Origin of the sequence: Streptomyces shaanxiensis (assembly GCF_039537145.1) — a bacterium.
In the GTDB taxonomy this organism is placed as follows: Bacteria; Actinomycetota; Actinomycetes; order Streptomycetales; family Streptomycetaceae; genus Streptomyces; species Streptomyces shaanxiensis.
Map to the genome: position 1 here is coordinate 127,153 of NZ_BAAAZY010000008.1, position 12,600 is coordinate 139,752.

Below are 12,600 nucleotides of genomic sequence, written 5' to 3' on the forward strand. Positions count from 1 at the left end.
TGGATGAATCCTGGAACGTCACCCACCGGACGTCCGGGAGTCGCCGTACGCGATGACCGAACCGTGTCGGCCACCGGCGACGCACGCTGCCGCCGGGCCGGGGGCGGGATTCCGGCGAAGGGAGGCGAGGCGGTTCATCTGCTTGTGGAGGGGCGGCCGACCAGGGCAGTCACGCACGGTCAGATGCCGACGGGCCTGGAGTGGTCCTGGCGGGGGAGGATCGGTCCGTTCGCCGATTCCGGCCTGCCGCCATCGCCGTACCCGACGCGGAGGTGTGGCGGTTGGGGCTCGACGCCGAGGCGCTCTCGGCGCGGGAGCCCGAGGGCGGCGAATCTGGCCGGAAATCGGTTGTTCGATGGTGCGGGGCCGCCCGCCCGACCCCCGTCCGGGAGGCGGCCCCGCTGGTGTGGTGGTCAGTAGAGCTTGTTGACCGCGGTGGTGGTCGTCTTCTTGAAGGCCTTCACCGGCGCGCTCGTGAAGTCGCCCATCTGCCCCCACTGCACGACGGTGACGGTGCCGCCGTCCCGGCCGACGGAGAGGAGGGCGATGTCCATGGCGCCCCAGGAGGCGCGGGTGTGCACGCCGTGGACGCGGGCGCCCTCCTCGACCGGCAGGCTGCCGTAGCTCCGGTACTCGGCCTCGATCTCCGGGTCGGCGTCGCTGCGTTCGGCGCAGGACCGGATCTCCTTGTTGAGGCGCGTGGCGAGGGCCTTGGCCTTGGCGTTGTCGCCGACGACGACGTTGAGCTGCTGGGCATTGGTCTCGAGGTCGGTGCGGAAGGTGCGGTGGCGGGAGTCGTAGGCGAGCAGCGCGTCGCCGAAGCAGTACTGCATCTCCTCCGGGACGCCGTCGGTGACCTTCCCGGCGGTCCAGGCGGAGGAGGGGTGCGGCGGGAGTTGGGACGCCGACAGGAACTTCGGCGCGGGCGCCTTGGTAGCGGCGCCGGCCGGTGCGGCGGAGAGTGCGGCGCCTGCGGCGAGGCCCGCGACGGCGAGTGCGGCGAGCATGCCGGCTCGGGTGCGCTTGGGCATGGATGTCCCCCGTGAGTGAGATGAGAGCGTGAAAGATCGGAAAGAGGGTCGTCACCGGCGCCGGATGGTCCGTCCGGCCCGCCAGGCCTCGTCGGCCCGGTCGGTGCGACACCAAGAGCATCAGCCGTCACAGCGGGCGGCCGCAAGCTCTGCCGCCGGATCCGCGACGGTGGAACCATCCCAGCCCTTCTGACGTGCAGGTATATGGAGTGCCTGGGATGCCGTCCCGGGACGGGGAGGACACGGGGGAACTGTGTCGGAAGTACAGGACGACGACGTCCAGGAGTTCGCGGCGTTACTCAGACGCCTGAAGGAACGCACCGACCGCAGCTACGGCCAGTTGGCCCGCCGCCTGAACATGAACACCTCCACGCTGCACCGCTACTGCGCCGGTGACGCGGTCCCCCTCGACTTCGCACCCGTGGAACGCTTCGCCGCGCTGTGCCAGGCGACACCGGAGGAGCGGCTGGAGCTGCACCGGCTGTGGATCCTGGCGGTGGCGGCGCGCCAACGGGCACGGACGGCGAGCCCTCCCGCGGCGGCGCCCGCCTCTCCTACCGCGGACAACGCCCCCTCGGACAACGCCCTTTCATCCGCGGACGCCTCCCCCTCCGCGATGCCCGACGAACCGGCATCGACCGAGCCACCCCGCCGCCCCTGGTACCGGCGCCGACGCCTCCTGGTCTCCGCAGCAGTGGCGACGGCCCTTCTCGCCACGCTCGGCAGCCTCTCCGCCCTGCCGGACGACGACCGCCCCCGGGCGAGCGATTCCGTCCAGGCGACCGATCCGCCCCGTACGACGGAGGCGGCCACCACCCGCCCGAAGTCGGCCAAGTCCCCCAGCCCCTCCCCCACCAGCCCCTCGCCCTCGGTCGGCACGTCGAAGGAGCCCTCGGCGAAGCCCACCGAGAGCTCCGGCAAGCCCTCGAAGGAAGCCGGCCAGGAGCCGCCCCCGACCGGTGTCCCCCTCACCTGGAGCGTCGACTCCCATGTCTGGCAGGCGGGCTGCGGCCACAACTACGTCATCACCAAGTCCCCGCAGCAGGTACCCCCGCCGCCGGCCCCGCAGGACGCCGCGGCGTGGGCGGCCACGCAGAGCGCGGTGCACGGACGGCAGACGTTGGTGGAGATCGGGGTGCAGGGGCGGACGTCGACGGCCGTCGTCCTGAAGGCGCTCCGGGTACGCGTCGTGGGCCGCTCGGCACCCGCCGAGGGCAACGCGTACGCCATGAACAACGGCTGCGGCGGAGCGCTGACGCCCCGCTACTTCGACGTCGACCTCGACAAGGACCGGCCCATCGCCCGCCCGGTCGACGGCAACGACACCGGCGTGACGATCCCGGCGATGCGGCTGCCGTACCGCGTGTCCGCGGAGGACCCGGAGGTGCTGCTGATCGACGCGCGGACGGACGGCTGCGACTGCAGCTGGTACCTCGAACTGGACTGGTCCTCCCAGGGCCGCACCGGCACGGTCCGCATCGACGACCACGGCCGCCCGTTCCGCACGACGAGCACCGAAGGACTGCCGGCATACGAGTACGACACCTCGGCGCGCAAGTGGGTGACGTACGGCTGAGCCGTACCGTCCCGGGCGCGTCCGCGCCTCACGCCTCCCACACGCCGGCGGCCGTACGGTCGTCGGCGTACCCCTTCACCCTGACCTGGGTGTCGGCGAGGAACTCGGCGAGCCCTGGCGGTTCGGGGCTGGACCAGCGTCCGGTCAGGTGGGCGGCGAGTTCGGGTTCGCCGCGCAGGGGGTCGGCGAGGCCGCCGGTGCACATCAGGAGGGTGTCGCCGGGGCGGGCGACGGAGGCGCGGAAGCGGAAGGGTTCGCGGGGCGGCTCGGGGGCCGGGTCGTAGGGGCTCGGGGGTGTGGTGATGCCGAGGTCCATGGTGAGGCGGTCGCCCTCGGGGGTCTCGGGGGGCAACGAGCCGAAGCCGACGACGGGTTCGCCGGTGGCGTCTGTGACGCGGGGCTCGATGTCCTGCCACTCGCCGTCCCGCAGGCGGAACAGTCCGCCCGCTCCGACGCCGAAGAAGACGCGTGTACGGCAGTCGGGGTCGGCGGGAAGGAGCAGGCACCGCAGGGTCGCCGCGTACTCCTCCGGTTCGATGCCCTGTTCCGCGGCGCTGGCGCGGAGTTTGCCGAGGCTGCGGTCGGTGAGGCGGTGCAGGCCGGACTTCAGGTCGCCGCGCCGGGCGGCCCTTATGTCCTCCGCGAGCTGCGGATGGCTGCGGCCGACGGCCCGGCCGATCCAGTGACAGGCCTCGGCGGCGGCGCGGTGCGCGTTCGGGGTGGCCCGGGCGCCGGTCGCCATCGCCACGAGGATCAGGGCGTGTTCGCCGGTGCCGAAGCGGGCGGTGAGCAGGGAGTCGCGGCGGGGTTCGCCCCGGTAGCGGGCGGAGTCTCCGCGCAGGGAGACGGCTCGCAGGGTGCAGGCGCCGTAGTGCGCGCCGTCCAGGACGGTGTCGGCGACCAGGTCGTCGAGGTCGTCGGGGTCCGCGGGCGGGAGAGCGGTGGGTTCGGGGGCGTAGGTGGGTGGGCCGCTGCCCACGTAGTCGAGGGGGGCCGGTGGGAGGGTGGGGACGTCCACGTGGGTCGCCGTGCGGGGCTCGTCGTCCTCACGCGGCGGCGTCGCGCGCTCCGGGAGCGGCGCCTCCACCTCGAATCCCGGCGGCTTCGGCAGACCGGGCGGGAAGGTCGACGGAACGTCCACTGCATCCGCGCCCGCCCGTGGCGCCGGAACCGCAGCGCCCTTGCCCGACACCCCCGCAGCCGAGGCGAACCGGTCGTCGAGCGAGTCCGGCGCGGCCGTGGCGCCCGTGTCCTCGGCGGAGTCGCCGTACAGCTGCCCCCACCAGTCGTCCTCGTGACCGGTGGGCCTTCCCCCCTGCTGGCTCATGCCCCCAATTGTCCACCGCACGGGCCGGATGAAAACGGGGCATCCGGAAAATCCGACCCCAAGGGGCGACACAGGTCGCCGGGCAGCCCCACCCCCCACGGGAGAGCCGCCCGGCGACTGTTGGGTGACCCGGGCCCGGATCCCCTTCGCGCGCGTCAGCGCACGTCGTAGGCCCGGGTCACGATCTGGGTGACCGAGGTGCCGTTCGCGTCGGTCAGGACGGCCCTGAGTGTGACCGGCTTCCCTGTCGTTCCGCTGTGGTTCACCAGCGCCTTCCAGCTCCCGTCGTCCTGCCGTTCTGTCCGTGCGTCGGTCCAGGTCCCGCCGTCGTCGTACGAGTAGGCGAGCGCGACCTCGGTCAGCTCCCCGGGCTCGTAGCCCGCGTGGCCCGTCGCCGTGAGGGTGATCGCCTGACCGTCCTCGGCGGGGAGTGTCTTGAGGCCGTCCTCGGGCAGCGTGTACCTCGGGAACAGCATCGGTATGCCTTGCGAGTACACGTTCTCGTCCAGTGCCGAGCGGAAGGACCAGGTCGTCCTCGTGCTCGTCGAGCGCTTCCACGCCCGGGCCGGAGGGCCGATCTTCGCGGTGTCCAGGGTGAGTTCGTACGTCGACTCCTCGGCAGGCACCGTGAACACGCCGAAGGGGTAAGGGCTTTCGCCGATCGTCTCGCCGGCCCGGCGCAGCGTCATGCCGCCGATGTCGCCGAAGCTCCCCTGCACGCCCCGGTGTTGGCCGTCGCCCCAGAAGCCGGGCGCCACGCCGATCAGGTCGCCCTGGCGTTCGGCGGCGAGGGCCGGCCGGCCGCTGTCGTCGAGCGGGGTCGTCGGCGCGAGGACGCCGCCGTACCACTCCTCGGTCCGCCGCTCCCCCTTCGCGTACGTCCGCCTCGGGTCGATCATGAACTCGCCCCACGGGAAGCTGCTGGACACCTCGTGCTCCCAGCCGGTGCTGCCCGGCGAGTGGTACTCGGTGCGCCGGAAGGGCGCGGGGACCGTCTCCAGCGTGCTGAAGTAGCCGGTCAGTCCGTTCGGGCGGGTCATGGCCGTCAGATCGATGTGGTCGGTGGCGGCGGACGCCATCGAGTGGTACGTGGCCGTCGTCGCCGCCAGGTCCCGGTCCCGGACGCGGTAGGTGCGGTCGCCGCCGATCGGGCCCTTCTCCGGGAAGGCGAGGTTGTAGACGTACGGGCTCTTGGCGGTGGCCTTCCAGCGCAGGGTCACGTCCCCCGCCGCGAGCAGCGCCGCCGCCTCGTCCGCCGGGACGGCGAGGACCGGCAGCGGGCCGCCGGTGAAGCCGGCCGAGGGGTACCAGCGGCCCGGGGCGTCGCGGTGGACGAGGACCGCCACGGCGCCTGCGGCCTTCGCACGGTTCGCGACCTCGTACGCGCTCCCGCCGTCCGGGATCCCGACGAGCGCGATCTTTCCGGCCGCCCCCGATAGTTCCTCCTGCGTACCGGACTTGGCGTCGAAGAGCGGCGCCCGTCCCGTGCCGTCGAGGTTGGCCGAGCTGAAGGACGCCGTGGTCGGGTGCAGTGAGCGGCCGCCGGCCACGGCGAGTTCGGTGATCTGCGGGGCCGCCGCGCGCCAGAAGCTGTCGAACTCGAAGTCCCCGTCGGTCGCCCTGCCGGTGACGGAGGCGTAGTGGCCGCGCAGTTCGCGACCGCCGGCCGCGGTGCCCGCGTGCAGCCAGGTGTCGTCCCAGCTGCGGACGAACCCGAGGGTGGCGCCCCGGAGTTCGGCCGGACGGTCCGTGTCGATGGTCAGGCGGTGGGCCTCGCGGGCGTCGAGGACGACGGTCGTGTCGTCGCGGACCTCCAGCTGCGGGCGGCCGAGGTAGGTGAGGGAGTCGAGGAGCGTGCCCTCGGCCTCGGGGGTCGTGACGAAGCTGGAGAGGAAGTAGGCGCCGGGGCGGACCGCGTACGTCTGGTCCGTGGCGCCCTCGTTGAAGCGGCGCTCGCCGGTCGCGTCGTCGGTGCCGATCAGGTCGACGGAGGAGGCGCCGCCGGCGGGACGGCCGAGGCGGTCGATCAGCTTCACGCGGAGGGTGACGGTTTCCGGCTGGATGTACAGCGCGAAGGGCGTGGAGACGGTGACGCCGCCGACGGCCGTGGCGAGGACGCGTCCGGTGAGGTCGCCGTACTGGGCCCGCCGGAGCGTGGCCGTCGGGTCGATGCGCAGCGGGACCTCGACCGTCGCCCCCGCCGGGACGGTGACCGAGCGGGTGCCGAGCCGGGCGACGGTCGAGCGGACGGTGGAGCCGTCGTTGCCGGTGACGGCGGGCACCGTCAGCCTCAACTCCACTGCCCTGTCCGTGCTGTTGGTGTAGGGCACGGCGATCGTCGTCCGGTCGCTCGCGTCCTGGGGCCAGGTGAAGGTGCCGGCCTGGAGCGCGGGTGCGCCCAGCACCTTCTGGTCGATCGCGGCGCGCACGTCGAGGCGTCCGGCGCCCGTCTCGCGCGCGTCGCCGCGGATGTCCGGGTCGGCGGAGGAGACGAGGGCCGCCTTGATCCGCCGGGCGCTCCAGTCGGGGTGGCGTTGCTTGACGATGGCCGCCGCGCCCGCGACATGCGGAGTCGCCATCGACGTACCGCTCATGGACCGGTAGGCGTACACGCCGCGTCCGCCCGCCTGTGCGGCGGAGATGCCGACGCCCGGTGCGGCGATCTCCGGCTTGAGGGTGTGCGAGCCGTACGCCGGGCCGCGGCTGGAGAAGGAGGCCGTGGAGTCGTCGCGGTCGACGGCGCCGACGGTGAGGACACTCGGGGCGCAACCCGGCGACGAGACCGTGTTGTTGCCGGGTCCGGTGTTGCCCGCGGCGACGACGAAGAGGGTGTCCTCGTTCGAACGGGCCAGCTCCTCCGTGGCCTGGGCCATCGGGTCGGTGCAGTCCGTGCGGGCCGGGTTGCCGAGGCTCATCGAGACGACGTCGGCGCCCTGGTCGACGGCCCACTGCATGCCGGCGATGATCCACGAGGTCTCGCCGTAGCCGTTGTCGTTGAGGACCTTGCCGTTGAGGAGGTCGGCGGCCGGGGCGACGCCCTTCTTCCTGCCGTCGCTCGCGGCGCCCGTGCCGCCGACGGTGGAGGTGGTGTGGGTGCCGTGGCCGTCGTGGTCGTCGGCGTCCGACGAGTCGGTGAAGTTCTTCGACGCGGTGATACGGCCCTTGAGGTCGGGGTGGTCGGCGTCGACGCCGGTGTCGAGCACGGCGACCTCGGTGCCCTTGCCGTCGTAGCCGGCGGCCCAGGCCTCGGGGGCGTGCACCTGACGGGTCGAGCGGTCGAGGGTGGCCTCGACCTTGGCGTCGAGCCACAGCTTCGTCAGGTCACCGGAGGCGCGGGAGCGGGGGTTGGTGACGTCGGCCCAGAAGTCGGCGGCCTTCTTCTTGTCGGCCTCCAGGGCGACACCGTCGATCGGGTCGAGGACGAGGCCGCGTTCGGCGCCGCGCGGGGCGGGCGGGACGGATCGGGCGACGGGGCGGTCGTACGTGGCGATCAGCGGGAGCGTCGCGCGGTGCGCGTCGTCGTAGCCCTGGCGGACCAGGCCGGTGACGTTGAAGAGCTCCTCGTCGACACGGCCGTCGGCGATCGCCGTGATCGCGCCCTCGGGGTAGACGTACAGGTCGTCGCCGGACCGGCGGGTCTGGGTGAAGGGGGTCGCGCCGTCCGCGCGGGGCAGGGCGACGGCCCCGTCCCGGGTGACGAGTACGCGGTCGCCGGTGACGAGGGTGACGACGGAGCCGCCGCCGGTGCCGGGGGTGCCCCGGGAGCCGGCGCCGGTCAGCGATCCCGGCCCGTCGGTGGGTACGTCGGTGGCCGCGGGTGCGGGTACGGCGGTTGCCGCATACGTCGGTGCGGCGTCGGCCGCGTGCGTGGGTACGGCTGTCGTCACGGCCAGGATCACGGCGGTCGCCGCGCCCAGGGCCGTACGCGGTATCGCTCTCCCCAAGATCGCCTCTTCCCGTGCTGCCGCCTGCCCACGGGCGCGAAAGCGCAGGCCAAGATGACCCAAGTTGGGCAAAGCGGGCGGTGGTTGATGCTGCGGTGGCGACACCTTGGCAGAGTCACAGGTGGTGCGGCGATGATGTGCGGAGGCGGTTTTACGCCGTGGCCGTTTTCCGCCACGGACCGGACACCGGTGTTCGACTTGGGGAGGGGCGCGGCCCGATGCTGGGAGCGATTGGTCTCGACGAGACGCACGAGTCGGCGTACCGGGCCCTGGTGTCCGTGGGCGCCGCCGACGTACCGGATCTCGCGCGACGGCTGACCCTCGGCGAGTACGACACCGAACGCGCCCTGCGCCGTCTGGAGCGGCACGGTCTCGCGGCCCAGTCCTCGGCCCGCCCCGGCCGCTGGGTCGCCGCACCGCCCGGGGTGGCGCTGGGCGCGCTGCTCACCCAGCAGCGGCACGAGCTGGAGCGGGCGGAACTGGCGGCCGCGATGCTCGCCGAGGAGTACCGGGCGGCGGCCGCCGAGCCCGCCGTGCACGATCTGGTCGAGGTGGTGATCGGGGCGGCCGCGGTGTCGCAGCGCTTCCTGCAGCTCCAGCTCGGGGCGAGCGAGGAGGTGTGCGCGCTGGTCACCGGCAGCCCTGTCGCCGTCACCGGCATGGAGAACGACGCGGAGGAGCAGGCCGCCGATCGCGGCGTCCGCTACCGGGTGGTCCTGGAGCGCTCGGTCCTCGACCAGCCGCACGGCATCACCGAGCTGTCCGCCGCGCTCGGCCGCGAGGAGCAGGTGCGGGTCGTGGACCGGGTCCCGACCAAGCTGGTGATCGCCGACCGCACGCTCGCCCTCGTACCGCTCACCTCGCACACCTCGGAGCCGGCCGCCCTGGTCGTCCACGCGAGTGGCCTCCTGGAGCTGCTCTCCGGGCTGTTCGAGTCGGTGTGGCGGGAGGCGCTGCCGATACGCCTCGGCACGGCCGGCATCACCGAGCAGCAGCCGGACGGGCCCGACGAGACCGACCTCGAGGTGCTCTCGCTGCTGCTGGCCGGACTGACCGACGCGAGCGTGGCCAAGCAGCTGGACCTGGGCCTGAGGACCGTGCAGCGCCGGGTGAAGCGGCTGATGGAGCTGACCGGGGTGACGACGCGGCTGCAGCTGGGGTGGCACGCGTATGAGCGGGGGTGGGTGGCGCGGGGCCGGTAGGGGTGCCCGGACACCCCCGAGCCGACACGGCTGATCTGCGGGTTCTCACGGGCTCCGGCACTCTGGACAGATGGGAATGTGGGACCTCGTGCTGGTCGGCCTGGTCCTTCTGCTCGGACTGTGCGGAGTGCTGGTCCCCGGGGTGCCGGGGTCCTGGCTGGTGTGGGCCGCGGTCATGTGGTGGGCGCTGAAGGACCCCCAGCCGGTCGCGTGGTGGGTGCTCGTGGGGGCCACCGTCGCGCTGTTCCTCTCGCAGGTGGTGCGCTGGGCGCTGCCGCCCCGCCGACTGCGCCCGAGCTGGGCGAGCCGCCGTATGGCGGCATACGCCGGAGCGGGATCCTTTTTCGGCTTCTTCCTGATTCCCGTACTGGGCGCCATCCCCGGCTTCGTGGCCGGCATCTACATCGAGGAACGCCTCCGGCTCGGCCGCCATGGCGAGGCGGTGGCCGCGCTGCGGACGGCGATGCGGTCCGGCGGGTCGAGTGTGCTGACGGAGCTGTTCACCTGCGAGCTGATCGCGGGGGCGTGGCTGGGAGCGGTGATCTGGGGCTGATACATCGGGTCTCTCCCGCCGTATTGACCAATCGACACCCCTTCTCTACGTTGCATCGCGGGATAGCTCCGATGAATTGCCGTGCAGGCCGTGCAGATGGAGGCGCGATGCCCAGCCCGTCCAGACGTACCGTGCTCGCCACCGGATCCGCTCTCGGCGGGACCCTCCTCGCCGGCGGGCTGCCCGCACAGGCGAGCGCCGCCGACGGGGAGGCCCGCCCCGACCCCTGGCGCACCGTCCTCGCGGACGCCGACCTCGTCTGGCAGCGCATGCCGGCGACCTGGCACGAGGGCCCGTTCCTCGGCAACGGCTTCCTGGGTTCGGGGATCTACGCCGAGCCGGGCGCCGGGACGAGCGCCGTCCGCTTCAACGTGCAGCACTCCGAGGTGCAGGACCACCGTCCCGAGTTCGGCTCGCTCTTCGGGCTGGCCCGCCTCCCGATCGGCCACTTCACGCTGGAGCCGGTGGGCACGATCACCGGCGTGGACTGGCGGCTGGGCCTGCGCGACGCCGAACTCACCGGCACGCTCACCACGGACCGGGGCACGCTCGCCCTGCGCGCCCTGGTCCACAACGACCGCTCGGTCCTGGCCGTCGAGGTCACCCCGAGCGCGGGTGAGCGCGACTTCAGGTGGGTCTTCCACCCGGCGGACGCGATCAGTCCCCGGGCGGCCTTCCGCCCCCTCCCCGACGGCTACCGGGGCAACCCGCCCGCCGAGGTCGCCGAGCACGACGGCGTCCTCGCCGCCGTACAGCCCCTGCTCGCGGGTGGGCGGCACGTGACGGCGTGGCGGGAGCGCCGCAGGGGCGCGGCACGGACGCTGTACGTCCATGTCGCGCACTCGTACCCGGGGACGACGGCGCTGGACCGCGCGCTCAGGGCCGTACGCGCCGCGAGCCCGCTCGCCTACTCCGCCCTGGCACTGACGCACCGCGCCTGGTGGCACGCCTACTACCGCAAGAGCTTCCTCTCCCTCCCCGACGCCCGCCTCCAGCGCTTCTACTGGATCCAGCTCTACAAGACCGCCTCCGCCGCCCGCCGCGACGCACCCGTGATGGCGACGTGCGGCCCCTGGCTGGAGTCCACGCCCTGGCCCAACACCTGGTGGAACCTCAACGCCCAGCTGGAGTACTGGCTGATCCACGGCTCCAACCACCTCGAACTCGACGCGATCACATGGTCGTTGAGCGAGTTCCGGGACAACCTGGCCAAGGAGACGGCGGCCCCGTACCGCGCCGACTCCCTCGGCATCCCGCGCACCACGGACCCCCACCTGGTCAACGGCGCCGCCGGCACCCTCACCGGCTACGGCGTCGGCATCCCCGGCCAGGACCCGCCGACCCCCGAGGTCGGCAACCTCACCTGGGCACTGCACAACGTCTGGCTCAGCTACCGCCACACGATGGACGAGTCGATCCTCAGGGACGTCCTCTTCCCGCTGCTCCGCAAGGCCATCGCCTACTACCTGCACTTCCTGGAGCCCGGCCCGGACGGCCGGCTGCACCTGCCGGCCACGTTCTCCCCGGAGTACGGCGGCAACTCACGGGACTGCGCCTACGACCTGATGCTGCTGACCTGGGGCTGCCGCACGCTCCTCGAATCGGCCGAACTCCTGGGCATCGACGACGAGTCGGCGCCGCGCCGGCGCGAGGTGCTGGCCCGGCGAGCGCCGTACCCGACCGACGAGAACGGCTTCATGATCGGTGCGGACATCCCCTTCGCGAAGTCGCACCGCCACTACTCGCACCTGCTCGCGGTGTACCCGCTGTACGAGCTGACCGGCCGCACGCCCGAGGAACGCGCCCTGATCGAACGCTCGTTGGCCCACTGGGTGGGCTTCGAGGGCGCCCTGCAGGGCTACACCTTCACCGGCGCGGCGTCGATGTCCGCGCTGCTCGGCAAGGGCGAGGACGCGCTGAAGTACCTCGGCGAGCTGATGTCCCGCTTCGTCCGGCCCAACACCATGTACAAGGAGTCGGGCCCGGTCATCGAGACCCCGCTGTCGGCGGCCCAGTCCCTGCACGACAAGTCTGCCAGTCCTGGGGCGGTGCGATCCGCGTCTTCCCGGCCCTCCCTGCCGCCTGGGCCGACCTGACGCTGCACGACTTCCGCACGCAGGGCGCCTTCCTGCTGTCGGCGGTCCGCGCGGGCGGGGCCACCCGCTGGGTACGGCTGACCAGCGAGGCGGGCGCCCCCTGCGTCGTACGGCACGGCATCGCGGAGCCGGTCGAGGTGCGGGACGAACGCGGCAGGCCGCTGCGGTACTCCGACGCCGGGGAGGGGACGATCCGCATCGCCCTGCCGAAGGGTGGGTCGGCCCTGATCACGGCACGGGGCCATCGCCCGGACCTGACGATCGCACCGGTGCGGCCGAACGAGGAGGCGCCGCGGTGGGGACTGCCGCGCACTGAGTAGGCCGACGGCGGTAAGCCGAGGAACCGATGCGGTGGTCCGTCACGCGGTTCCCTGGATCGCGCCCTCCAGCGTCAGCAGCCGGACCTTGCGGTCGAGGCCGCCCGCGTACCCGGTCAGTGACCCGTCGGCGCCGATCACGCGGTGGCACGGGCGGAGGATCAGCAGCGGGTTGGCGCCGATCGCGCCACCGACGGCCCGAACCGCGGCGCGGGACGCACCGATCCGGGCGGCGATCTCGCCGTACGTGGTCGTGGCCCCGTACGGAACGGTGCCGAGGGCGGCCCAGACCCGCTCCCGGAACTCGCTCCCCTCGCTGCGCAACTCCAGCTGGAACTCCTTGAGTTCACCGGCGAAGTAGGCGGCGAGCTGTTCCTCGGCCGTACGGAAGAGCGCGGGATCGTGCCGCCACCCCTCCTGGACGGTGCGGCCGCCTTTCTGCCCGGGCACGGAGAGCGAGGTCAGGACGCCGGTCGTCGGGTCGGCGGTGAGGAGGATGCGGCCGAGCGGGCTGTCGAGCTCGGTCCAGTGGATGGCGTTCAGGGCGGTCATGC

The 12,600-nt window shown here is 72.9% G+C and carries 7 protein-coding genes and 1 pseudogene; 4 read left to right on the forward strand and 4 right to left on the reverse strand.

Annotated features, from left to right (window positions below):
* Positions 1 to 413: 413 nt before the first annotated feature.
* Positions 414 to 1,031 carry a hypothetical protein gene (locus ABD932_RS12275; RefSeq protein ID WP_345011698.1) on the reverse strand — a complete coding sequence of 206 codons (618 nt, stop codon included), beginning with the start codon at positions 1,029 to 1,031 and terminating at the stop codon, positions 414 to 416.
* A gap of 253 nt (positions 1,032 to 1,284) precedes the next feature.
* On the opposite strand from ABD932_RS12275, the gene ABD932_RS12280 reads away from it, so the two are divergent.
* Entirely contained in the window at positions 1,285 to 2,607 is a 1,323-nt protein-coding gene (locus tag ABD932_RS12280) for a helix-turn-helix domain-containing protein (RefSeq protein WP_345011700.1), read from the forward strand.
* 28 nt (positions 2,608 to 2,635) lie between these two features.
* Here ABD932_RS12280 and ABD932_RS12285 read toward each other — a convergent pair whose 3' ends face one another.
* Positions 2,636 to 3,934 (reverse strand): PP2C family serine/threonine-protein phosphatase, encoded by a 1,299-nt coding sequence (locus ABD932_RS12285; RefSeq protein ID WP_345011701.1) that lies wholly within the window; start codon positions 3,932 to 3,934, stop codon positions 2,636 to 2,638.
* A gap of 155 nt (positions 3,935 to 4,089) precedes the next feature.
* Positions 4,090 to 7,878, reverse strand: a complete 3,789-nt coding sequence (locus ABD932_RS12290) for a S8 family serine peptidase (protein WP_345011703.1) — start codon at positions 7,876 to 7,878, stop codon at positions 4,090 to 4,092.
* Positions 7,879 to 8,096: 218 nt separating this feature from the next.
* Between ABD932_RS12290 and ABD932_RS12295 the strand changes: the two genes are divergently transcribed.
* The 3 genes and pseudogenes from ABD932_RS12295 (at position 8,097) to ABD932_RS12305 (ending at position 12,049) form a co-directional block, all read left to right on the forward strand.
* The gene (locus ABD932_RS12295) at positions 8,097 to 9,080 is read left to right on the forward strand and encodes a helix-turn-helix transcriptional regulator (RefSeq protein WP_345011705.1); all 984 of its coding nucleotides are present in this window, start codon (positions 8,097 to 8,099) and stop codon (positions 9,078 to 9,080) included.
* A 70-nt stretch (positions 9,081 to 9,150) separates the two neighbouring features.
* Complete coding sequence (locus ABD932_RS12300) at positions 9,151 to 9,633, forward strand: DUF456 domain-containing protein (protein ID WP_345011707.1); 483 nt, start codon at positions 9,151 to 9,153, stop codon at positions 9,631 to 9,633.
* Positions 9,634 to 9,740: 107 nt separating this feature from the next.
* Positions 9,741 to 12,049, forward strand: a pseudogene (locus ABD932_RS12305) (glycosyl hydrolase family 95 catalytic domain-containing protein).
* A 39-nt stretch (positions 12,050 to 12,088) separates the two neighbouring features.
* Here the strand turns inward: ABD932_RS12305 and ABD932_RS12310 are convergent.
* A complete protein-coding gene (locus ABD932_RS12310) occupies positions 12,089 to 12,598 on the reverse strand; it encodes a methylated-DNA--[protein]-cysteine S-methyltransferase (protein ID WP_345011709.1) in 510 nt (169 codons plus the stop codon).
* Between the last annotated feature and the right edge of the window lie 2 nt (positions 12,599 to 12,600).